The sequence below is a fragment of the Leucobacter sp. cx-328 genome (assembly GCF_014530035.1).
In the GTDB taxonomy this organism is placed as follows: Bacteria; Actinomycetota; Actinomycetes; order Actinomycetales; family Microbacteriaceae; genus Leucobacter.
This window is the reverse complement of the sequence record NZ_JACVMX010000001.1, coordinates 158884-180640: the sequence shown is the minus strand read 5'-3', so window position 1 is coordinate 180640 and position 21757 is coordinate 158884. Positions and strand designations below refer to the sequence as shown.

At 61.8% G+C, this 21757-nt stretch carries 23 protein-coding genes; 7 read left to right on the top strand and 16 right to left on the bottom strand.

From position 1 onward, the window contains the following. Window positions 1-19: 19 nt before the first annotated feature. Entirely contained in the window at window positions 20-1102 is a 1083-nt protein-coding gene (locus ICL81_RS00780; RefSeq protein ID WP_188033103.1) for an acyltransferase, read from the top strand. A gap of 131 nt (window positions 1103-1233) precedes the next feature. Here ICL81_RS00780 and cls read toward each other — a convergent pair whose 3' ends face one another. From cls to tilS, 13 genes are all read right to left on the bottom strand, one after another. Next, window positions 1234-2703, bottom strand: a complete 1470-nt coding sequence (gene cls, locus ICL81_RS00775) for a cardiolipin synthase (protein ID WP_188033102.1) — start codon at window positions 2701-2703, stop codon at window positions 1234-1236. A gap of 60 nt (window positions 2704-2763) precedes the next feature. Continuing rightward, window positions 2764-2940 carry a hypothetical protein gene (locus ICL81_RS00770; RefSeq protein ID WP_188033101.1) on the bottom strand — a complete coding sequence of 59 codons (177 nt, stop codon included), beginning with the start codon at window positions 2938-2940 and terminating at the stop codon, window positions 2764-2766. A 312-nt stretch (window positions 2941-3252) separates the two neighbouring features. Next, entirely contained in the window at window positions 3253-4791 is a 1539-nt protein-coding gene (lysS, locus tag ICL81_RS00765) for a lysine--tRNA ligase (RefSeq protein ID WP_188033100.1), read from the bottom strand. Window positions 4792-4860: 69 nt separating this feature from the next. Then, entirely contained in the window at window positions 4861-5589 is a 729-nt protein-coding gene (locus tag ICL81_RS00760; RefSeq protein WP_188033099.1) for an NAD(P)-binding domain-containing protein, read from the bottom strand. Then, window positions 5586-7373, bottom strand: coding sequence for a PH domain-containing protein (locus ICL81_RS00755; RefSeq protein WP_188033098.1), 1788 nt, complete (start codon window positions 7371-7373; stop codon window positions 5586-5588). Before ICL81_RS00755 ends, ICL81_RS00760 begins: the two co-directional genes overlap by 4 nt. Beyond that, on the bottom strand, window positions 7370-7888 hold the full coding sequence (locus ICL81_RS00750; RefSeq protein ID WP_188033097.1) for a PH domain-containing protein: 519 nt from the start codon (window positions 7886-7888) through the stop codon (window positions 7370-7372). Before ICL81_RS00750 ends, ICL81_RS00755 begins: the two co-directional genes overlap by 4 nt. Before the next feature lie 10 nt (window positions 7889-7898). Next, window positions 7899-8426 (bottom strand): DUF3180 domain-containing protein, encoded by a 528-nt coding sequence (locus tag ICL81_RS00745; RefSeq protein ID WP_188033412.1) that lies wholly within the window; start codon window positions 8424-8426, stop codon window positions 7899-7901. A gap of 10 nt (window positions 8427-8436) precedes the next feature. Continuing rightward, entirely contained in the window at window positions 8437-8985 is a 549-nt protein-coding gene (gene folK / locus ICL81_RS00740; protein ID WP_188033096.1) for a 2-amino-4-hydroxy-6-hydroxymethyldihydropteridine diphosphokinase, read from the bottom strand. Next, window positions 8982-10253: a dihydropteroate synthase gene (folP, locus tag ICL81_RS00735; RefSeq protein WP_251381584.1), complete on the bottom strand. Its 1272-nt coding sequence runs from the start codon at window positions 10251-10253 to the stop codon at window positions 8982-8984. Before folP ends, folK begins: the two co-directional genes overlap by 4 nt. Before the next feature lie 2 nt (window positions 10254-10255). Next, entirely contained in the window at window positions 10256-10840 is a 585-nt protein-coding gene (gene folE / locus ICL81_RS00730; RefSeq protein WP_353055373.1) for a GTP cyclohydrolase I FolE, read from the bottom strand. A gap of 12 nt (window positions 10841-10852) precedes the next feature. Beyond that, the gene (ftsH, locus tag ICL81_RS00725) at window positions 10853-12901 is read right to left on the bottom strand and encodes an ATP-dependent zinc metalloprotease FtsH (protein ID WP_188033095.1); all 2049 of its coding nucleotides are present in this window, start codon (window positions 12899-12901) and stop codon (window positions 10853-10855) included. 216 nt (window positions 12902-13117) lie between these two features. Then, a complete protein-coding gene (hpt, locus tag ICL81_RS00720; protein ID WP_188033094.1) occupies window positions 13118-13672 on the bottom strand; it encodes a hypoxanthine phosphoribosyltransferase in 555 nt (184 codons plus the stop codon). A gap of 38 nt (window positions 13673-13710) precedes the next feature. Continuing rightward, window positions 13711-14748 (bottom strand): tRNA lysidine(34) synthetase TilS, encoded by a 1038-nt coding sequence (gene tilS, locus ICL81_RS00715; RefSeq protein ID WP_251381582.1) that lies wholly within the window; start codon window positions 14746-14748, stop codon window positions 13711-13713. A 102-nt stretch (window positions 14749-14850) separates the two neighbouring features. Here tilS and ppa point away from each other — a divergent pair, with 102 nt between their 5' ends. The 4 genes from ppa (at window position 14851) to nrdI (ending at window position 17499) form a co-directional block, all read left to right on the top strand. Then, window positions 14851-15345: an inorganic diphosphatase gene (ppa, locus tag ICL81_RS00710; RefSeq protein WP_188022884.1), complete on the top strand. Its 495-nt coding sequence runs from the start codon at window positions 14851-14853 to the stop codon at window positions 15343-15345. A 157-nt stretch (window positions 15346-15502) separates the two neighbouring features. Further along, on the top strand, window positions 15503-16243 hold the full coding sequence (locus ICL81_RS00705) for a glucosamine-6-phosphate deaminase (RefSeq protein WP_188033093.1): 741 nt from the start codon (window positions 15503-15505) through the stop codon (window positions 16241-16243). A gap of 88 nt (window positions 16244-16331) precedes the next feature. Further along, window positions 16332-16997 carry a hypothetical protein gene (locus tag ICL81_RS00700; RefSeq protein WP_188033092.1) on the top strand — a complete coding sequence of 222 codons (666 nt, stop codon included), beginning with the start codon at window positions 16332-16334 and terminating at the stop codon, window positions 16995-16997. Between the two features lie 61 nt (window positions 16998-17058). Then, window positions 17059-17499 (top strand): class Ib ribonucleoside-diphosphate reductase assembly flavoprotein NrdI, encoded by a 441-nt coding sequence (gene nrdI / locus ICL81_RS00695; RefSeq protein ID WP_188033091.1) that lies wholly within the window; start codon window positions 17059-17061, stop codon window positions 17497-17499. Window positions 17500-17517: 18 nt separating this feature from the next. Here the strand turns inward: nrdI and ICL81_RS00690 are convergent, their stop codons facing one another. Further along, window positions 17518-18081 (bottom strand): purine-nucleoside phosphorylase, encoded by a 564-nt coding sequence (locus tag ICL81_RS00690; protein WP_188033090.1) that lies wholly within the window; start codon window positions 18079-18081, stop codon window positions 17518-17520. A 364-nt stretch (window positions 18082-18445) separates the two neighbouring features. Between ICL81_RS00690 and ICL81_RS00685 the strand changes: the two genes are divergently transcribed. Beyond that, window positions 18446-18736 (top strand): hypothetical protein, encoded by a 291-nt coding sequence (locus ICL81_RS00685; protein ID WP_188033089.1) that lies wholly within the window; start codon window positions 18446-18448, stop codon window positions 18734-18736. Here ICL81_RS00685 and ICL81_RS00680 read toward each other — a convergent pair. Both ICL81_RS00680 and ICL81_RS00675 read right to left on the bottom strand, forming a co-directional pair. Then, on the bottom strand, window positions 18733-20028 hold the full coding sequence (locus tag ICL81_RS00680; RefSeq protein ID WP_188033088.1) for an amidohydrolase: 1296 nt from the start codon (window positions 20026-20028) through the stop codon (window positions 18733-18735). The two genes, ICL81_RS00685 and ICL81_RS00680, sit on opposite strands and share 4 nt — an antisense overlap. Window positions 20029-20055: 27 nt before the next feature. Beyond that, a complete protein-coding gene (locus tag ICL81_RS00675) occupies window positions 20056-20841 on the bottom strand; it encodes an isoprenyl transferase (RefSeq protein WP_188033087.1) in 786 nt (261 codons plus the stop codon). 111 nt (window positions 20842-20952) lie between these two features. On the opposite strand from ICL81_RS00675, the gene ICL81_RS00670 reads away from it, so the two are divergent. Then, the gene (locus ICL81_RS00670; protein WP_188033086.1) at window positions 20953-21756 is read left to right on the top strand and encodes a hemolysin III family protein; all 804 of its coding nucleotides are present in this window, start codon (window positions 20953-20955) and stop codon (window positions 21754-21756) included. The last annotated feature ends 1 nt before the right edge of the window (window position 21757 follow it).

Below are 21757 nucleotides of genomic sequence, written 5' to 3'. Positions count from 1 at the left end.
AGCTGAAAGCTGCTGCATCATGACCGCTTCTTCGTCGATCGCTCCCCGACCTCCGGCAGCTCGACCTCAGCGAATTCCGTACCTTGATACGTTGCGCTCGCTCGCAATCATTGCGGTCGTACTGCTGCATGCTGCGGCGTGGAACTGGTACAGAACTCCTGTTGACACCCTCGACTGGCAGGTGCTCAACGTTTATGACAGCATCGTCCGCTTCTGTGTTCCGGTATTCTTCATGGTGAGTGGCGCACTGTTCCTCCAGCCAGCGCGCAACATTACGTTGGCATCGATCTTCCGCAAGTACATTCCTCGCATCTTGGTCGCCTACGTACTTTGGTCAGCGTTTTATGCAGGGCTCGCCACGTTTGGTCCGGGCGGCACTGGTTCACTTCGCACGCTTGTCGAGCAGTTCGTGCTCGGCCACTATCACCTGTGGTTCTTGTTCGTCCTCGGTGGACTGTATTTGGTGACGCCGCTGCTCCGCGCGATAACAGCAGACAGAAAGAATGCCTGGTACTTCGTTGTATTGGCGTTCATCTTCGCCTCGGTGCTGCCCCTGCTCACACATCTGCCGCAGGTCGGTTACCTCATCGCTGGCGTGCTCGAAACGACTCGCATGCACCTTGTGCTCGGGTACACACTTTTCTTCGTTCTGGGCTATCTCCTCAGCACGATGCTACTCACCCTCAAGCGTGTCGCACTCATCAGCGTACTCGGCGTCTGCGGTGTCGTCGCCACCGCTGCTCTCACGGCGCTCGTCTCACAGGGGGCGGGGACTCCAAACGCGTTCTTCTACGATTACCTCACACCAAATGTGGTGGTCGCAGCTATTGCGGTGTTCATCGGCGTGCGTGCTCTGAGTGAACGCGGCTTCCAGGCAGACGTACCCCCGCATCCGATCATTGCACTGATTGGTAAGCTCTCTTTCGGCATCTACCTGGTGCACCCGTTCTTCCAGTGGCTGTACCAGCAGTTCGACTTCACAGCAGCATTCGCGCCGACGATCATCTCGGTCCCCTTGCTGACACTTGCGATTCTGGTGCCAAGTGCTTGCGTTGCATGGTTGTTGCAGCGAATTCCGAAGTTCGGCAGCTATATCAGCTAGCGCCCGAGTCGCGCCCAGAACTTCGCGAGATCAACACTTTCTTCCAAGATTGTCACTTTCTGGCGCCTGAAGGTGGCGATCTCGGGGGAACGACGGTGTTTGGCGAGGCTAGCCGTAGACGTAGGGGCTCGCTACTGCAGCGCGCTCGTCAGGCGGGCAAGTCCGTCGAGTAGCTGCGAGCGAAGCGGCTGCTTTGACCATTCCTCGATCGTGAGCTCGCGTGAATTGTCGCGGTAGTACTCGGTGACCTGGTCAAGATCGCTAATGAAACTTTCACCGTAGACCACCATGGAGATCTCCATGTTCAGACCAAACGAGCGCTGATCCATGTTGGAAGAACCAATCACAGCGACCGACCGGTCGACCGTGAAGTGCTTGGAATGCAGGATGTATGGCGGACGGAACATCCAGATCCGCACCCCTGCCTGAAGCAGCTCCTCATAGTACGAACGCTGTGCGTGATAGACCATGGCTTGGTCGCCGGTCTCAGAAACGAACAGCTCTACCTCGACGCCGCGTGCAGTCGCTGCGCGGAGCGCATTCATGATCGACCCCTCGGGAACGAAGTAGGGGCTCGTGATGCTGATGCGGTCCTGCGCGGTGTAGAGCAACGAGACAAAGACCTGAAGGTTATTTTCGGCCGCGTATCCCGGACCGCTCGGCACGATCTGGCAATCGAGCGTGCCGGGGAACGACGGCGTGAGCTCGGGCAGGTTCAAGTGTTCGAGGTATTCGCCGGTTTCGAGGTACCAGTCGCCCTGGAACACTGCCTCGAGGCCGAGCACGATTGGTCCCTCGACGCGCACCATGATGTCGCGCCAGTGCAGCCCCCTGCGGATGTTTGACTTCTTGTTGTAACTCGAGTCAACGATGTTCTGCGATCCCATGAAGCCAACACGGCCGTCAACCACGATGAGCTTTCGGTGGTTGCGCAGGTCAGGGCGCTGATACTCACCGCGCCACGGCCGAACGGGAAGCAAGTAAGCCCACTCCGCACCGATTTCGTCAAGGGTTTCGCGGGTCTTCTTCGCCCCGGGGTTACGCACCGCAGAAATATGGTCAAGCAGCACGCGAACCTCGACGCCCCGTGCACGGGCCTCGCGCATCGCTTGGAAAATCACGTCGGTCGAAGCGTCATGCACGAGAATGTAGAACTCAATATGCACGTAGCGCTTCGCCGAGCGGATCGCATCTGCCATCCACGCGAACGATCGCTCGTAGTCGATGCACATACTTGCGCGGTTTCCTCGAAGCATCGGCTGGGCGCCGAGTGAGCTGCCGAGTTCGACGGCGTTCAGGACGCCAATTTGCAGGTCCTCTGGATCTGTCGTGAGCCGACCACCGTCGATCTCTGAAATACCCGAGACGAACTTGTTAATCGCCTCTTGCTTCAGCTCACGCTTCTTGGGAAGTCGTTTGCTGCCAATAATGAGAAAGAGAATGAGTCCCGGAATCGGGAGCAGGAAGATGGCCAGAAGCCACGCCATCCCCGAGGTTGGGCGGCGGTTTCGCGGGACGACAAAGAGGGCAACGATTCGAATGACGATTTCGATCGAAAGGATCGAAATTGCCCAGACGTAAGCCCAGTTCACATCCGCCACCAAAATGCCCTCCTGCCGGTACAGTTCCTGTCAACTGTATCGGTGGAGGGCAGGGTTCGGCTATTCTTCGCGGGCGGGCAGACCAGCCTTGGCGCGCTCTTCCGTCTCAATCTCGCGATAGATGCGTCGTTCTGTACGATCTGCGCGGAGGATGAGTCGAATGACCAGCCAGAAGAAGATACCGATCACGACAGTCGGAATCAGCGACCAGACTGCGTTCACCCACCAGTTATCCATATTCCTAAGCCTAGCCAGCCGCCCCGGGGGAATCCTGTGAACTCGCGCCACCGCGTGTCTACGGCAGTAGGCGTTCCAGTTCTTCCCCTCAACCGCGCGAAACAGACGGTTTCTGCCGAGATCACCCGTTGCAACGCGCAGAAACACCCCTTCTCGACAGAAACCATCAATCTCGTGAAGGTGGCGGCGAGAAGTCGGTAGGCCAGGCGCGCAGCGAGGGCGAGGCCAGGCGGCCGGGACCACAAGCGCCGCACAACGCAAAGCGCCGCCGGCTCCCACACGGGGAACCGACGGCGCCAGCCAGCAAAGAACTTACTTCACGAGCGGGAAGAGAATGGTCTCGCGAATACCGAGGCCGGTGAGAGCCATGAGCAGGCGGTCCATGCCCATGCCCATGCCACCCGACGGCGGCATTGCGTGCTCGAGCGCGCGCAGGAATTCTTCGTCAACGCCCATTGCCTCATCGTCGCCGCGTGCGGCCTCTGCTGCCTGCTGGACGAAACGGTCTCGCTGCACGACGGGGTCAATGAGCTCCGAGTAGCCGGTAGCAAGCTCAAAGCCGCGCACGTAGAGGTCCCACTTCTCAACGACACCGTCGATCGAGCGGTGGTGTCGGGTGAGCGGGCTGGTCTCAACCGGGAAGTCCATGACGAAGGTCGGCGCGGTGAGACCGTCTTTTACGAAGTGCTCCCAGAGTTCCTCGACAAGCTTGCCGTGGTTGGGAAGCTTTACCTGGACACCTTCGGCATCTGCGATCGTCTGGAGCTCCTCGACCGAAGTCTTGGGGGTGATCTCCTTGCCGCATGCCTCAGAGAGGGTGCCGTACATCGAGATGCGGTCCCAGTTGCCGCCGAGGTCGAAGAGGGTGCCGTCTGCCCACTTCACAACGTGCGAGCCTTCGCGCTCGGTGCCAGCGTTTGCAGCGAGCGCTGCATTCTGAATGAGCTCCTGCGTGAGGTCAGCAATACCGTTGTAGTCGGTGTACGCCTGGTACGACTCGAGCATTGCGAACTCGGGGCTGTGGGTCGAGTCAGCGCCCTCGTTACGGAAGTTACGGTTGATCTCGAAGACGCGCTCGAGGCCACCGACAACTGCGCGCTTGAGGAAGAGCTCGGGCGCGATGCGCAGGTAGAGCTCCATGTCGAACGCGTTCGAGTGGGTGATGAACGGGCGAGCCGAAGCTCCGCCGTGCATCGTCTGAAGCATCGGGGTCTCGACTTCGAGGAAGTCGTGCGATGCGAAGGTCTTGCGCAGGCTCTCCATGGTGCGTGCGCGAGTCACGACATTGATGCGTGCCTGCTCGCGCTGGATGAGGTCGAGGTAGCGCGCGCGAACGCGAGTCTCCTCGTTCAGCTCTGCGTACATGTTGGGGAGCGGAGCGAGCGCCTTCGATGCGATCTGCCAGCCGGTCGCCATGATCGAGAGCTCACCGCGGCGGCTCGAGATAACCTCACCCTGGATGAAGAGGTGATCACCGAGGTCTACAAGCTCCTTATACGAAGCGAGCGACTCTTCGCCGACCTCGGCGAAGCTCACCATGCCCTGGATGCGGCTGCCGTCGCCTGCCTGCAGCGACACAAAGCACAGCTTGCCAGTGTTGCGCTGGAACACGACGCGGCCTGCGATGCCAACGATCTCACCCGAAGCGGTATCGGGGGTCTCCTCAAGGTGACCCCACTGTGCGCGCACTGCGGGAATCGTGGTGGTTACGGGAACAGCTACGGGGTATGCGCCGCCAGCGAGATCACCGGAGGCGTTGAGCTTGTCACGCTTCTCCAGTCGCACCCGCTTCTGTTCGAAGACATCTTCCTCGGTCTCGGCCGGGGTGGTGGGCGCGGTCTGCTCGCTCATGGGCGGGTTCCTCCGTCAAATCGATTTTGAAGCGCGCCGAACACTCTCGTGTCAACGCACCCCACCATCTTAGCCGCGCTCGCCCCAGGTTTCTTCTGGCTCCCGAGGTTCAGCCTCGATACCCGCGACATTTCGCAGTTCTTCGTCAATCGCGGAGGTCACGACACCACCGAGCAACAGGTCGGGGCGAGAGATACCGATGCTCGCGAGAATCGCAGCTGGGGTCGCGACAGCTGCCCGTGCTGAGCTCAGTGCGGCGTCGAGTGCGCGAGCGTAGGTGGGGCGATCCGCCTCCGCCACGACCACGGGTTCGGCCCCCATCTCGACCGCGAGTGCCTGACCGATCGGGAGCACCGGTGCGGGAGCGGTCACGGCGACGGCCGCACCTGACAATCGGGCAAGGTCGAGGCTCGTGCCGGTGAAGACGATCGCGGGTGTAAGTGCGATAGGGATGACCCCCGGCGCAGCAGCGAACACCCCGGCGCCGTATTCGGGCGCCGTGTGGATCGCAAGCTGCCCCGGCTGCCATGCGCTGAGCTTCGTGAGCCCCTCGATGATTCCAGGGAGTTCGCTGCCAGGGACCGCGAACAGCACGAGCTCAGATCGCCGGACAATCTCGGGTACCTCAAGAATCGGCACTCCAGGAAGCATTGCTTCCACGCGTTCACGCGCTTCGTCCCCCGTCGCGTTGACGCCGGTGATGGCGTGCCCCGCTCCGGCGAGGGCTCTACCAAGCACCGGGCCGACGTTTCCTGCGCCAACGATTCCGACGCCGAGGCGACTCGCTCCGAAACTCATGCGTGATTCCTCCGTAGTGCAGCTCGCTGCTGTGAATCTTGTAGTTGCGCATCAAGGACTGCGTGCTCAAGATCCGTGAACAGCGCGCGAGCGTCAGCATTGGCCAGGCCCCGCATTTCTACGCGCACAGGCCCAAGCACGGTGTGTGCCTGCACCGACGCAAGCCCGAGGAACCGATGCACGAACGGCTGTCGGAAACTCACCGACTGTGCACGAACAAGCGGCATAATGACCAGCACACGGTTCAGCGCACCGCGGCGAATCCGCAGCGTCGCGTCTTCCCCCTCGCTCGGCACCGGAGCGTGCGCGGGAGCCGCAGCCAGACCTACAGCGGTCATAGAACTCGAGAGGTTGGGAGTCTCGATCCGCACACCCGCGCGGCGCTTACCGAACCAGAGCACGGGCGCGGATCGCGGCCCAGCACCCAGGTATCCCTCGCCAGTGCCGACAAGCGCATCGACGAGGCCCGCGGCTGCCTGCTCGCCACCGAGGCCAGGCATGATCGTTTCAATGACGCGAATCACATCGTCGAGCTTGCCGACGGGAAGAATGAGGTTCTGCGAGGTCGCGTTCTGGCCGCCCTGCGCGACGGTCTGGCCGGCAAGCGTAATGCGCACCTTCCACCAGCCGAGCGGGCGCCAAAACAGCGGCTGGCGTGCTTCAACAGCGTGCACTTTACCGAAGGGAATCGACTCGGTGACGGTCGAGGTAAGGCCAGAACCAATACGTACGGAGTCGGCCCCGCGTGACAGCGTGAAGCCGTACCCCTTATTGAACTGTGCAATCAGAATCGAAGCGAAGACAATCACCATCGGCACGGCCGTGAACAGCACAGCGGCTGCGATTCCGGCTGCCGCCCCATCGCCCGAGATAAGGAGCTTGAACGCACCGAATACGAATCCACCGCCGGCGAGCAGCACGAACGCGATAAGCAACACGCTCTCCCAGCCGAGCAGCACCGACGCGATCAGACGCCCGACCGGCACTTTCACGAGGGTCTGCTCAGCGATGGCTTCCGGCGAGATATCTGTGTCGAGAATGGAATCAACGTGACCTGAGAGGCCCGCCGCACTCAACAGCTTCGGTTCACCCTGGGCGTGATCAGCGTGCACAGCTGCAGTTGCAGCTGCAGCTGCAACTGCAGGGTCAGCGGACGCGAGCTCAACCGGAATGCCGGGAGCCGCCGGCGCGATCTTGCCGGCGCGGATCGCGGCAGCGCGTCGCAAGATCTCTCCTCGCACGAGCTTCGCATCGGTAAAGGAAAGATATGCCAGTTCGACTTTGCCGCCCTGGCCTGCCGTGACGACTTCGACCTTTGCGAGGCCGAGAATGCGTGCGAACAAACTGCGCTGCAGGTTCACACTCTGCACGCGCTCGAGCGGAGCACGGCGGTGCTTCTTCGAGATCACACCACTCCGTTCTTCGACGGTGTCGGTCGTGATGCGGTAGGTCTGGAATTTCCAGACGATCCACGAGAACAACACGATGAGCAGCACGAGCCCGAGCGCGCCACCGAGCGCGAGCGGTACGAGCTGGCGCTCCACGATGAAATCAATGGGGTCGCCAGAGCCGTCGATCGAGCCGGCTGGCAGTTCACCTTCTGAGAACGCATCATTCATGAAGAACTGGATGACACGGTCTCGAAGGTTCGCGATGATGATGCCGGCAATAACAATGAGCGCAAGGCCACCACGCAGAAGCGGTGACAGTGGATGGAGATGACGCCAGCCGTCAGCGTCGGCTTTACCTGGGAGCGCGACGGCGCCAGGCTGCTGCTCGCTCACAGTCCTGACCTGCGGGTCTCAGCAAGCTCGACGAGCCTGTCGCGCAGCGCCTCGGCCTCAGCGACCTCGAGTCCTGGGAGGTTCACGCCGGTCGCTGCAGATGCCGTCACAAACTTCAGCGTCGCGAGACCGAGCATGCGCGCGATGGGACCGCGGTTCATATCGACGAGCTGGAGACGGCCGTAGGGCACCGCGACGATTCGCTCAAACATGAAACCGCGGCGGAAGAGGAAGTCGTCCTCGCGCAGCTGGTAACCGATCGAACGCATACGGCGGAATGAGAAGAATGCGCTCAAAATACTGAATGCCACGAGGATGCCGCCAATGATGAGGGCACCATTCGATGCTTCTTCATCACCGGAGAAACGCACGATCACGGCGACGACCGCAACGATCACAACGACCCACAGCAGGTTGAAGATCAAATCTGACCACACATAGCGTGACGAGATTCGATGCCACCCGTCTTGGGGGGTATCTTGCTGAACTTCTGGCGGCATGGCGTTGTGCGTCATGCTTTCTACCTTAGTCAGCACCACCGTCACGGAACGCAGGCTGATCGTTTCCAGCGCCCTCGGCACCACGACTCAGCGAGCTGCTGTCGGTGGTTTCGGGGTCGTCTCCAGGCGGGATCTGGCAGATCCGCTCAATGATGACACCGCAAATCGCAAGCGCGAGACCCGCGATGACCGTCAGGAGCATCGGCAGCCAGACAGATACCGATGCCGGCACCGTGCGACCAATGAGCGACAGCAGCAAGCCGATGCCGAAGCCCCCGAAGACCGAGCCCACGAGCTGCCCAGCACGCGCGAGTGCCAGCACGCGCACGGCTTGGAACGGGTTGACCGCGCCGGTTCCCCTGCGGATCTGCTGCCGCAGGCGAAGCCCGAAGATCAGGAGGAGCGCCACAAGCAACACCAGCATAAGCGGCATCGACAGGGGCGGCGACAGCGGAGCAAGTCCTCGCGAGGCAAGGAAGAACTGCACAAACAGTCCAATTGCAGCGCCAATGCTCAGCGCTGCCCAGAGTGCCAGTTGACTCAGTCGTTGCATGGGTCGCACGTTACGCCTCCTCGTTGTGGGAATCGGTCAGCGACTCATCAAGCGGGGACGTCGTGTCGCCGGTCTGCGCGAGCAGGGTAGCGACTGATCCGCGCCCTGGAAGCACAGCCGATGCGTCGAGCAAGACCCACGGTGACAGTACGAAGTCGCGCAGGTGCGCGCGCGGATGCGGCACCTCCAAACGCTCATCAGCACTCACCTGTTCGCCATACGTAATCACATCAATGTCGAGGGTGCGATCGCCCCACCGTACGTCACGTACGCGGCCGTGCGCGGTCTCGATGCCTTGAACAAGGTCGAGCAGGTCAAGCGGAGCAAGCGTGGTCGTGAGGCGAGCGACACCGTTGATGTACCGCGGCGCGTCCGGGTCGGGGCCAGCCAACGTCATCGCGATCGTTTCACGCAGGGGCGAGGCATCGAATGACATGATTTCTGCACTCGCGGCTATCTCGCGCTGGGCTGCGCGGATCGTCGCTCCACGATCACCAAGGTTCGCACCAAAGGCGAGCACTACCTCGACGGGGATGACGGCATCGACAGCAGCGTTCAACGTGCAACACCCTTCGCGAATCGTTCTACGCTCACCGAAACGTCGGCGAACACCGCGTCAATCGGAGCCTGTGGTTTGTGTACCGTGATGCGAGCGCTGTGCACGCCCGAGAAGCCGAGGGTAACGTCAGCGACGCGCTCGGCGACTGTCTCAATGAGGTCGACCGGATCATTCTCAACCGCTGCCACGATCGCTTCGGCGAGCTCGCCGTAGTGCACGGTTGCCGCGAGGTCGTCGCCTGATGCAGCCGCACGCAGGTCAACCGCAACGTCTGCGTCAATCAAGAACCGCTGCCCTTGTTCGCGTTCGAAGTCGAACACGCCGTGGTGCGCAAACACCTCAAGGCCGGTAAGCGTCACGCGGTCGAGCGGTTTGCTGGCCGTCTTGGTCTGCTGAGCTTCGGCCACGGTCAGTGCAGGCTCCGTTGCGCGGATCGGCGCCGCTTCAAACGCCCGCAACACCGCGAACGCCTGCGCTGAACTTGCCGCGTCGTGCACGCGCACACCCCATGCCCCAGCCTGCGCGGCGAACACCGAGGACACGGCGGTCGTCAGGTCGCGATCGTGGGCGAGCCCAAGGTCACGAGCCGCCTCGGGCACCTCAGCGAGCACTTCGCCGAGCATCCTCTTTCGTGACGTACCGATGAGCACAGGGAAGCCGAGATCTGTCAGTTGAGACAGGTTGGCGAGCAGTTCCCATGCCTGAGCGCCTGTCTTGTCGAAGCCGAAGCCGGGATCGAGCACGATGTTTTCCGGATCAACGCCAGCGTTGATGGCATTGTGTGCACACCTACCGAGGGCCTCTCGCACCTCTGCCACGACATCGTCGTAGTCAGAGCGGCTATGGTTCGGGTCTGGGATGCCGCGCCAGTGCCCCGCGATGAACGTGACGTCAAGCTTCGCGCTCGCGTTGGCTGCGACGGTAAGCATCTCGGGGTCATAGAGACCGCCTGAGACGTCATTGATATAGTCAACGCCGACCGAGACTGCTGCCGCAGCGGTCGAGGCGTTCAGTGTGTCAATCGAGACCGAAAACCCGCGCGCGGTGAGCGCCTGGATCACAGGCATCACACGAGCAAGCTCGTCGGCAGGAGTGACCCTCGTCGAACCTGGGCGCGTAGACTCACCGCCCACATCGATGATGTCAGCGCCTTGTGCAACGAGCAGTTCAGCTCGTGCGACCGCAGTTTCGAGGTCAACGTACGAACCGCCATCGCTAAAGGAATCGGGCGTGACGTTCAGCACCCCCATGATGAGCGCTTCGGTCATGGTTACGAGTCCTTACGGCCAGGCGCGATAAGCGCGATTGCTTCTGCGCGGGCCGCTGGCTCCGCGAGTGTTCCACGTGCAGCAACAGTAATCGCCACTGCGTGTGACTCACGCACGCCACGGTCTGCGACGCAGCCATGATGTGCTTCGAGCACAACGAGCACGCCCTCTGGAGCGAGCCCGTTCTCGAGTGCCTGCGCGATCTGCTCTCCGAGGCGCTCCTGCACCTGGGGGCGTGACGCGAGGCTGCCAACAACCTTCGGAAGGGCGCTGAGCCCGACGATCTTGGTGCCGGGGCGGTACGCCACGTGTGCTCGACCGCGGAACGGGAGCAGGTGGTGCTCGCACATCGAACGCAGCTCAATATCGCGCATGATGACGATCTCACCGATGCCACCCTCAACGGGGATGGCATCGGTTAAGAACTGTTCAGGGTCTTCGCCGACACCCGAAAAGAACTCGGCGTACGACTCGGCCACGCGGGTCGGAGTCGCCTCAAGTTCTTGGCTTTCGGGGTCAGCACCAATCGCGGCGAGCAGTTCTCGAACTGCCGCCGCGATCCGTGCTCTGTCGATTGGTGCAGTCACCGGAATGCGTCCTTAGTCGTTTACCTCAGCTGAAGCTTCGCCTTCGACAGTACCGTCTGTTGCGGCAGTTGCCGTACCAGTTTCGGTTTCTGCGGGCGCTTCAGTCGACGCAATCGGCTGGTCAGAACGCAGCGCTTCGGGTACCTCGATCGGTGGTCGATCAGACACCGGGCGGTCCTCGTGCGACAGCCAGGTTTTGCGCTCGGGAAGCTTCTTCACGTGCTTAAAGATCTCAGCGATCTGGTTGTGATCAAGCGTTTCCTTCTCAAGGAGCTCGCGTGCGAGGTCATCAAGAATCTCGCGGTTGAGGTTCAGTACCTCGTAGGCCTCGTTGTGTGCCTGCTCAAGGATGTCGCGAACCTCGCTATCGATCGTCACCGCGACACCCTCCGAGTAGTCGCGGGTCTGACCGAAGTCACCGAGGAACGCACCCTGCTGTGCCTGACCGAGCTTGATCGGGCCGAGCTTTGCAGACATGCCGTAGTCAGTGACCATCTTGCGGGCGGTCGATGTCGCCTTCTCGATGTCATTGCCTGCACCGGTGGTGGGATCGTGGAACACGATCTCTTCCGCAACGCGGCCGCCGAGCGCATACGCGATCTGGTCTTGCAGCTCATTGCGCGAAACCGAATACTTGTCTTCGAGCGGAATCACCATGGTGTAACCGAGTGCGCGACCGCGCGGCAGAATGGTGATTTTTGTGACGGGATCGGTGTGGTTCATCGCAGCAGCAACGAGTGCGTGTCCACCTTCGTGGTACGCCGTGACCAAACGCTCCTGGTCTTTCATGACGCGAGTACGGCGCTGGGGACCAGCGATGACGCGATCGATTGCCTCGTCAAGCGCACGGTCGTCAATAAGCTGAGCGTTCGAGCGCGCGGTCAAAAGCGCGGCCTCGTTCAGCACGTTTGCCAGGTCAGCACCAGAGAAACCAGGTGTTTTACGTGCAACAACATCGAGATCAACGTTCTTCGAGAGCGGCTTGCCCTTCGCGTGCACCTGCAGAATCTGCAGACGGCCCTTCATGTCAGGCGCATCTACGCCGACCTGACGGTCGAAACGACCGGGACGGAGCAGCGCAGGGTCAAGCATGTCGGGACGGTTCGTCGCCGCGATCATGATGACGTTCGCCTTGGGGTCGAAGCCATCCATCTCAACGAGTAGCTGGTTCAGGGTTTGCTCACGTTCGTCGTGACCGCCGCCCATTCCCTGGCCGCGGCGCTGACCAACCGCATCGATCTCATCGATGAAGATGATCGCGGGCGCGTTCGCTTTTGCTTCCTTGAAGAGGTCACGCACGCGACTTGCGCCGACACCGACGAACATCTCAACGAAGTCAGAACCCGAGATCGAGTAGAACGGAACGCCGGCCTCGCCAGCGACAGCGCGAGCGAGCAGCGTCTTGCCGGTGCCGGGAGGGCCGTAGAGCAGCACGCCCTTCGGAATCTTGGCGCCGACGGCCTGGAAGCGAGTCGCGTCCTGGAGGAAGTCTTTGATTTCACCGAGTTCTTCAACAGCCTCGTCTGCACCAGCGACATCAGCGAAGGTGACCTTCGGGGTGTCTTTCGAGACGAGCTTTGCCTTGTTCTTGCCGAACTGCATGACCCCGCGGCCGCCACCCTGCATGGACGACAGCATCCACCACAGCAGCAGGCCAATCAGCAGCATCGGAAGGAGGAAGCCCAGCAGCGACCACAGCGGGTTCGGCTTCGGCACCTTATCGGTGAAGCCGTCCTTGGGCGATGCCTCATCGATCGCGCTGACAATAGCGTCACCGCGCGGCTCAACGTAGTAGAAGTACACCTTTTCGGTGCCGGTCTTCTTGTCAGCCTTCGTGAGCTCAAGGTTCACGCGCTGATCGCCGTCAACGATCTCGGCCTTCTTCACCGCGCCGTCTGCGATCATCGCAAGACCGCGATCAGTCGATACCTCACGGGTATCGCTGCCCGAGAGCAGCGACCAACCCAGCAACACGATGAGCGGTGCAAGGATCAAGTAGACGAGCGGGCCGCGGAAGATGCTCTTCCGCTTTGCGGGTGCCTGGTTTGCGTTGTTAGCCAAGTCCGGGCCTTTCCGGGATCGTTGTGCCGGCGGGTCTCGGCACGTCGTTTAGCGTATCCCGAACCGCTGACAGTCGGCTTCATCTCGTCGCCGTTTCCGCTCAGGGCGGATCGTGTCTGGGTGCAGGATGTGAGAAATGACAGAGCGGGTGGGGGTCATCGGCCCCACCCGCTCACTACTACTGCACTGCTTCCCGCTTCGGGGAGCGCAGTTACATTAGTCCTCGTACACGTGCGGCGCGAGAATCGCGACGTCACGCAGGTTGCGGTAATCCTCCGCATAGTCAAGGCCGTAACCAACGACGAACTCAACGGGGATGTCGTAGCCGACGTACGCAACGTCAACGTCAACCTTGAGCGCCTCGGGCTTGCGCAGCATGGTGCAAATACGCACCGACTTTGCGCCACGGCTCTCGAGGTTCTCCTTCAGCCACGCGAGGGTGAGGCCAGAATCGATGATGTCCTCAACGATCAGCACGTCTCGACCGGTGATGTCAGCGTCAAGGTCCTTCAGAATCTTGACGACACCGCTCGACTTCGTGCTCTTGCCGTATGACGAGACTGCCATCCAGTCCATCTGCGCGTGGAAGCGCAGTTCGCGTGCGAGATCTGCCATCACCATGACAGCTCCCTTGAGAACACCGACGAGCAGCGGCGGCTCATCGCCGTAGTCTGCTTCAATTTCGCGTGCCATTTCAGCGAGGCGCTGGTGGAGCTCCGCTTCCGTGTGGAGAACGGTTGTGAGATCGTCACCCAGTTGCTTTGAATCCATGCATATATATTACTCGCCCGAGCTGGACATCTGCAGCATCAGCCGTGCGGCAGGAACACGAGGTTGCCTGCGACACGTTGCACGGAAACACCCGCAGCGTTTACACCGCTCTGCCCCCGCCAGTCAGTGACAAGCGAAACCACCTGTTGCGTGTGTTCACGCGTGAGTTGCGCACCGCACAGTGCCGCGGCAAATCCGCGAATCACGCGATTGCGGACGGCGGGCAAGAGATCCGCCACCGCCGCAATGGGAAGCTCATCTCCGGAATCGTCTGCACCGCGCGCCGCCGCTATCGCAACGAGGGCTTCGCTCGCGAGCGCATCAAGCGCATCGGCATCCTCACGCGCGATATCGGCGGTGCGGGCAAACGCAGCAGCCACGCCAGGGCCAAATTCTGTCTCGAGCATCGGGAGCGCGACCCGGCGCGCACGCACGCGGGCAAAGACCGTGTCGTTGTTGTGCGGATCCTGCCAGGGGTCAAGCTCATGATCCGCGCATGACGCCACGGTGTCGGCACGCGTGATTCCCGCGGATTCTGTGAGCAACGGGCGCATAATCTGTACCCCAGGTGCGAGCTCGCGTTCGGCAGGGATACCCGCGAGCGAACGCGTCCCAGAACCGCGGGCCAGCGCGAGCAGCACCTGTTCTGCCTGGTCGTCGCGGGTATGCGCGGTGAGCACGACCGTTGCCGCGCGCTCCGTAGCAATCGCGACAAGCGCGTCATAGCGGGCGGATCGCGCGGCCGCCTCAGTGCCACCAGACCCAGGTGCGGTCGACACGTCGATCCGGCGCACATCGACCGGAACACCGTAGCTGCGCGCGTGCGCAGCGGCGCGCTCGGCGATTTCGGCGGAATCCGCCTGCAGACCGTGGTCAATGACAGCAGCGCGGATCCGCACCCCACTCCCCCGGAATGCCGCCGAGGCGACCTCTTCTGCGCACGCAACGAGGAGTGCGAGCGAGTCAGCTCCGCCAGACAGCGCGACAATGAATGTCCCATTTGCGTGTGCGCGCAGCACCGGGCGGATCGCGGCACGGATCCGCATTCCGGCGGCGGAACGCACAAGTAGAGGCATGCTTCTAAGGTACTCGCACCTCGCGTCGGGTACGATTGGAACGCTTTTGCACATTTGCACACCACGGCGGTTCACCGCCCAGACCAGTCTGAAGGAGCGCCCATGGCCGCCGGATTCGACGCAGTCATCGAGATTCCCAAGGGAAGCCGTAACAAGTACGAGGTAGATCACGAGACTGGCCGGGTATACCTCGACCGCGTGCTCTACACCGGCTTCGTCTACCCCACCGACTACGGTTTCTTCGAGGAGACCCTTGGCGAAGACGGCGATCCGCTCGACGTCCTCGTACTGCTTGACTACCCGGTCTTCCCCGGCGTCGGCATCAAGGTTCGCCCCGTCGGCGTTCTCAAGATGAGCGACGAGGCTGGCGGCGACGACAAGGTCATCGCTGTTCAGGTCAAGGATCCCCGTTGGGCACACATTCAGGACGTCGCTGACATCCCTGAGTACACCCGCAAGGAGATCGAGCACTTCTTCGAGCACTACAAGGATCTCGAGCCCAACAAGTGGGTCAAGGTTGACGCATGGGGCTCGGCAGCAGACGCTGAGAAGCTCATCATCGAGGCGCAGGAGCGCCTGCAGGCAGAGGGCCACTAAGCCCAGCCAGCCAAGCGCCCGGAGGCTACCCGCCTCCGGGCGCTTGCGTTTTATCTTGGGGTTATCAGCGCGCATACGGCTTGCATCGCCTGCATTTCCCATAAGCTTTACGCAGCAATTCGTGTGAAGTTCACACAGGAGAGGACCTCGTTTCCATATGGAGATTCACGTCATCGCAGATCCGCAGGAGCTTGGTGCGCTCGCAGCGTCGCACGTCGTCGCAGCGATCGAACGCAATCCACAGGCAGTCATCGGTCTCGCAACCGGTTCGACTCCCCTCCCGCTGTATCGCGCGTGGGCAACTTCGGTTGCTGAGTCGCAGCTCGACGTCTCCCAGGTCCGCGGGTTCGCCCTTGATGAGTACGCAGGTATCTCACCCGAGCATCCCGAAAGCTACCGCTCGGTCATCACGAACGAGGTCGTAATCCCGGTAGGTCTGACCCCTGAGTTCGTCCGTGTTCCGCCGTCGTCGGCCACTGACGCTGATGCCGCCGAGTATGACGATGCGATCAAGGCCGCTGGCGGTATCGATCTGCAGATTCTCGGCATTGGTCGCAACGGTCACCTTGGCTTCAATGAGCCCGGCACCGAATTCGATTCACGCACACACCGCATCAGCCTCACTCCTGAGACGATCGCAGACAATGCGCGCTTCTTCGACTCGGTCGACGAGGTTCCGACCGAAGCAATCACCCAGGGTCTCGGCACGATCCTCGATTCGCGCATCGCACTCGTGATCGCTACCGGCGAGTCCAAGGCTGCGGCCGTTGCCGCTGCAATCACCGGCGATGTCACGACCGACATGCCCGCGAGCATCCTGCAGCGCCACCCCAACGTCATCTGGTGCCTCGACACCGCGGCAGCCTCGCAGCTGCCAGCCGAGCTCGTCGGAGCATAACGCCCCGCCACGCTCAGCCTCCTTCGCACCTCTCGCAGCCCCATATATGGTGGCCTGCGAGGGGTTCGGCTTTTCAAAGGAGTGACTGATGACGCGACAGACGGTACGACGTCAGGTGATCCGCCAAAATATTGTCTCGGCGCTCGCGGTAATCGCGTGTTTGGTGGTGCTGTGGATCGACGTGCGCACGGGGCTCTGGAGCGAGGTCGTCGTCCTCTCCGGTATTGTCGGTGGCCTCATCACGTTCCTGCTGACGGCGTTCGTCCTGCGCAGCACGCTCGCGCGCGCCAATGCACGCCGCTGGGCGCCGGTGAATCGACTTGCGCTGACGGAGTTTCTGCACGCCATTGCGGATGAGCAACGCAGTGAGCTTTCGCGCGGCATCGTTGTCGCGCGTTCACTCTCCCTCGCCACGCGAGATGGGGCGGATCAGCCCACCCACGATGAGCTTGAGGCCCTACGCACCCAAGCATTGCGTGACCGCCAGGATCTCTCGCGAGCGCTGAGCTCGTGGGCAGAATTCCTCGCCACCAATAGCGACGATGATCCGGTCTTGCTACACGTTGCACAGATCGCGATCCAGCTCGACCTCGTGCGTGACTGTGCGATCTCTCAGGAGACGGCTCCGACCGCAGAAAATACCGCCCAGCTGCGCGCTGCGATCACCGAAAGCAATGGTCGTTTCGCGGCGCTTGTCGACGAGCTACAACGCCAGATTCGGGTGCATGACGAAGATAGTACGGCAAGTCACTGACGCTCCCGGGGCTTCCAAGTAACGGGACTAGGCTGATGGGACACACGAGGTCAGGAGCAGCATGATTGTCTACTTTTCGTCGGTGAGCGGGTACACCCACCGGTTCGTTGAAAAGCTTGGCATTCCTGCGCGTCGCATCCCGATCCGCCCCCGCGTTGAGGGGATGCTACGCATTACCGAGCCATCAGTACTCATCGTGCCAACGTACGGTGCGGGCCCCGCGACAAAGGCAGTCCCGAAGCAAGTCATTGAGTTTCTGAACATCAAGGAAAATCGTGACCTGGTCATCGGGGTCATCGGTGCGGGCAACACCAACTTCGGCGAGGCCTTCGGCATCGCGGGTGACATCATCTCGAACAAGCTCCAGATTCCGCTGCTCTATCGGTTCGAGATTTTTGGCACTCCTGAAGACGTCGAGACGGTACAACAGGGCATCCCCGAGTTCGTCGAGCGTCGCATCGCCGAACTCGGGCTCGTTCCGCCCTACGCCACGGCTGAGTAGTCGCGACGACCGCAGCGGTTACGCTGCGAAACGCTCGTCCCAGAACGCGCGCAGCTGCTCGCTCTTATGGAAGACGATCTGGTCCCACTCGTCCTGCGTGGTCGAGCTGTCGGCGAAGTCAGAGGGCACCTTGAATACCTGAAGCGGCACGTTGAATCGCTCACACATTGCTGCGTAGGCGTAGCCCTCCATGTCGCACAGCTTCGCGCCGAGGCCCGAAATGGTCGCACGCTGCGAATCGTCACTCACGAACTGATCACCGGTCGCCATGACCGTAGTGTGTTCTGCGGGAACAATCACCTCAGCATCAGGCTCGATCGTAGGCGACTCAAGCTCGAAGTCATGCTGCACAAAACCGGTCACCTGATAGATCGTGTCGAGGTCGAGGCGGTCGTCGCCATCGCCTACGACGCCTGCAGTGCCGAGCACGACGACACGGTCGATGACTCCCTCTGCGAGCACATCTGCGAGGCCTACTGCAGCGTTGATCTTACCCACACCGGTCACCAGGTGCGGGACGTTCTCAAACGCTGCCGCTTCATCGCTGTGGGCGAAGACGAGCAGGGTGTTCTGTGCTGCCATTGGGAGCTCCTCTGAGTTGAAATTCTGCTTCGAAGTGTTCTTCGTGGAAAGATTTTGCTTGACACGCATCGAAGACCTGTTCTATTCTTACAGGCTAAGTCGGAGTTTGCGTTTCGCAGCTCGAATTCTTCCACAGACTTCCTCTCTTACAGAAGTCGCCTACAACTCGAAATCGCTGCTTTCGCACATTTTCTCGAACTGAGACTGGTCCGCCTCCCGGGCCCACGCGCTCTCGTTCACCAGGCTCCTGACTTTCGACTCCACCGAGCATCCGGCTCGGTTTCGGCGAACCTCACGCGGTATAACCGCTCACTGGTTCTCCGTAATCACACGAACCCAATTGCACAAGAAGAAAGGACTTCTCATGCACACCTACAAGAACATTTCTGCTCCGCAGCGAATCGCACGTACTCCGTACCACGCACTTGATCAGGACACCAAAGCAGGAGTCGTCCAGATTCCAGCGTGGGCTGAAAAGCGATCGGTGTATCGCGCCGAGGGCCGCACTCTCTACATCGTAGAAACTGCTGACCTCGATGAGGCACGTACTGACCTGGCGACGATTTCGCGCGCCGGTTGGGACGTTGACGTAGAGCCGCTTGGCGAGGGCGCACGCATCTCGCTGACGCGCCGCGAACTCGCGATCGCCGCCTAACCGATTAGACGTTCACGCGCCAATCTGGCGCGCTCAAGCACCTCACGCTTATTCAGTGTGAGGTGCTTTCCGTTTGTGTAGAGGTGGCGGCCAGCGACCCAGACCTCGCGTACGTCTGCCCCGGTGGCACCGTAGCCGAGGAACGCAGTCGCCCCGCTCGCCGCGATGGGGGCTGCCGCAGTTGCCCCGAGATCGATCGCGATGAGATCTGCGTGCTTGCCAACTTCCAGTGCACCGGCGTCTGGGAATCCAATGGCGGCGGATCCCCCTGCCGTCGCCGCGTGCAACGCCTGCGCGGCAGTCACCGTCTGACCAGGCTCTCGCCGCGCCAACAAGGCCGCGAGCTTGATCTCTTCAAAGAGGTCGAGCGAGTTGTTGCTCGCCACCGAGTCAGTGCCGAGCGCAAGCTCAACGCCTGCGGCAATCAGGTCGGCGAATGGCGCGATGCCGCAGCCAAGCTTGAGATTCGACACCGGGTTGTGACTCACAGAGACGCCGGCAGCGGCGAGCGCTGCGGGCTCCCCCACCGCGAGCTGCACACAGTGCGCGGCGTGCACGTCTGCATCGAAGAAACCGAGCCCGGCGAGAAACTCCACGGGCGTCGCGTCGTACTCCGCGCGAATCGTTTCAACCTCGGCGACCGACTCTGCAATGTGCGTGTGCACGGGCACCCCGTGTTGCACGGCGAGGTCACGCACCTCCCGCAGGAACTCCGGGGTGCACGAGTACGGCGCGTGCGGGCCGAAGCCGATGCGCACCTGCGGATCCGCGCCGTACTGCGTCGCCAACGCGACGGTCGCCGCAAGAATCTCGCGGCCGGTCTGCGGTGAGACCATTGGGAAGGGCGCCTGATCAAACGCGGTTGCCGCGAGAGAGGCGAACACCCGCATGCCCGAGGCGCGCACCCGCTCGATCAGGGCGGCATCCCAGGTGTAGAGGTCAGCAAACGCGGTTGTGCCCGTCTCGATCATTTCGACGAGTGCGAGGTCGAGGCCCGCCGCGATGTCTTCTGGCGTGAGCTGCTGCTCAGCTGCCTGAACTGCTTCGAGCCACGGCATGAAGCCGTCATCGTCTGAGATACCGCGCATGAGGGTCATCGCGGAGTGCGTGTGCCCGTTCGTCAGACCCGGCATGAGAAGCTGCTCAGCGAGCACACGGTCGGGCACCGAATCGGTGCGAGCGGGGCCGGCGTAGGTGATCCACCCATCGGCATCCCAGGCAATCTCTGCGTCAGTGACGACGCCCGCTGGCGTCAGCATTGCTGCGGCGCGAAGAACCGTGTGCTCAGTCATACCGCCAGGCTAGCGGGGCGGGAAGATCTACGCACCCATCCGACGGTTGCGTGTGGAAAAGTCACGGAGCGCGCGCAGGAAGTCGACCTCTCGAAGGTCGGGGTACAGCGCGTCAACGAAGTAGAACTCCGAGTGCGCTGCCTGCCAGATCATGAAGTCAGAGAGGCGCTGCTCACCCGAGGTGCGAATCACCAGGTCGGGATCGGGCTGACCACTCGTCCAGAGGTGCTCACCAATGAGCTCGGGTGTCATGCGCTCGCCGAGCGTATCGATCGAGCCGCCAGCTGCCTCGTGCTCAGCAATCACGCTGCGCATCGCCGCGGCGATCTCGCTGCGGCCGCCGTAGCCGACCGCAAGGTTAATGTGCAGGCCAGTGCGGTCTTTCGTGCGCTTCTCTGCCGCGACGAGCGAATCGGCGAGCTCGGGTGCGAGGCCCTCGCTCGCACCGACGTGTTGCACCTTCCAGCCGGGATGCTCAGAGAGCAGCGTTGCGAGCTCCGCGATGATGCCGAAGAGGTCATCAAGCTCGACGTTGTCGCGCCCCTTCAGATTGTCTGCCGACAGCAAGTACAGGGTGACGACTTCGATACCCGATTCTTCGCACCAGCCAAGGAACTCAGGAATCTTGCGAGCGCCAGCGCGGTGGCCGAACGCCGCGCGCTCTTGCAGGCGCAGCTTTGCCCAGCGACGATTGCCGTCGACGATGACCGCGACGTGCTTTGGCACACGCGCCACGTCAATCTCGCGCCGGAGCCGCCGCTGATAAATGCGGTACAGCAGCCCGGTACGCGGCTCTGATGGAGTTTTCGTCACAGGGAAAGTCTATCTGTCCGCTTCCTGGACAAGCCCGGCTGAGCTGAAGATTGGCTGGTGGTCGCCAACATATATGCCCATCGAAAACTGTAGAGAACTTACACTCATCACATGACCACTTCAGGCGCTTCGAACCAACAGCCCGACGACGTTTCTGGCACGCCTGGTCACGAGGAGCGCCGGTTCCCAGAGCCTGACACGCTCTCGCTCCCCCTCCTCACCGAAGCACTCGAGCACTCCGCGCACAAACCTGTCGCCCTCGACGTACACGGCCAGCCGAAGCCAGCGTGGCGCGGCTGGATTCACGCTGGCACATTTCCCATCGCGGTCGCGGCGGGCATCGTGCTCATCGCGCTCGCGCACGGCCCCATCGCAAAGTGGGCTGCGGCGGTCTATCTGCTGTCGAGCGCGCTACTCTTCGGTGTCTCCGCGCTCTACCACCGCATCAATTGGAAGGATTCGACGAAGCAGCTCTTCCGCCGCCTCGATCACGCGAACATCTTCCTCCTCATCGCGGGCACGTACACGCCGATCGCGCTCCTCGCACTCCCGCTGAACACCGGCGTGATTCTGCTGTGCGTCATCTGGGCTGGAGCTTTGCTCGGCATCGGCTTCCGCGTCTTCTGGATCAACGCCCCACGCTGGCTCTACGTGCCGCTCTATCTCGCGCTCGGCTGGGTCGCTGTCATGTACCTCGGCGATATCTACCGCGCGAGCCCTGCCGCAATGATTCTTGTCGTCACCGGTGGCCTGCTCTACTCAGCAGGATCGGTCGTCTACGCCCTCAAGCGCCCGAACCCGGTGCCAGGCGTCTTCGGCTTCCACGAGATCTTCCACACGCTGACGGTGCTTGCGTTCATGTGCCACTGGACCTCGGCGCTGTTGCTCGCCCTCGACCCGTTCTATCTGCGGTAAC

Coding starts and splice junctions, on each gene's coding strand:
- ICL81_RS00780 (WP_188033103.1), top strand. CDS start 20: ATGACCGCTTCTTCGTCGATCGCTCCCCGACCTCCGGCAGCTCGACCT.
- ICL81_RS00770 (WP_188033101.1), bottom strand. CDS start 2,940: ATGGATAACTGGTGGGTGAACGCAGTCTGGTCGCTGATTCCGACTGTC.
- lysS (WP_188033100.1), bottom strand. CDS start 4,791: ATGAGCGAGCAGACCGCGCCCACCACCCCGGCCGAGACCGAGGAAGAT.
- ICL81_RS00760 (WP_188033099.1), bottom strand. CDS start 5,589: ATGAGTTTCGGAGCGAGTCGCCTCGGCGTCGGAATCGTTGGCGCAGGA.
- ICL81_RS00750 (WP_188033097.1), bottom strand. CDS start 7,888: ATGACGCACAACGCCATGCCGCCAGAAGTTCAGCAAGATACCCCCCAA.
- ICL81_RS00745 (WP_188033412.1), bottom strand. CDS start 8,426: ATGCAACGACTGAGTCAACTGGCACTCTGGGCAGCGCTGAGCATTGGC.
- folP (WP_251381584.1), bottom strand. CDS start 10,253: ATGACCGAAGCGCTCATCATGGGGGTGCTGAACGTCACGCCCGATTCC.
- hpt (WP_188033094.1), bottom strand. CDS start 13,672: ATGGATTCAAAGCAACTGGGTGACGATCTCACAACCGTTCTCCACACG.
- tilS (WP_251381582.1), bottom strand. CDS start 14,748: ATGCCTCTACTTGTGCGTTCCGCCGCCGGAATGCGGATCCGTGCCGCG.
- ppa (WP_188022884.1), top strand. CDS start 14,851: ATGGCCGCCGGATTCGACGCAGTCATCGAGATTCCCAAGGGAAGCCGT.
- ICL81_RS00705 (WP_188033093.1), top strand. CDS start 15,503: ATGGAGATTCACGTCATCGCAGATCCGCAGGAGCTTGGTGCGCTCGCA.
- ICL81_RS00700 (WP_188033092.1), top strand. CDS start 16,332: ATGACGCGACAGACGGTACGACGTCAGGTGATCCGCCAAAATATTGTC.
- nrdI (WP_188033091.1), top strand. CDS start 17,059: ATGATTGTCTACTTTTCGTCGGTGAGCGGGTACACCCACCGGTTCGTT.
- ICL81_RS00690 (WP_188033090.1), bottom strand. CDS start 18,081: ATGGCAGCACAGAACACCCTGCTCGTCTTCGCCCACAGCGATGAAGCG.
- ICL81_RS00685 (WP_188033089.1), top strand. CDS start 18,446: ATGCACACCTACAAGAACATTTCTGCTCCGCAGCGAATCGCACGTACT.
- ICL81_RS00680 (WP_188033088.1), bottom strand. CDS start 20,028: ATGACTGAGCACACGGTTCTTCGCGCCGCAGCAATGCTGACGCCAGCG.
- ICL81_RS00670 (WP_188033086.1), top strand. CDS start 20,953: ATGACCACTTCAGGCGCTTCGAACCAACAGCCCGACGACGTTTCTGGC.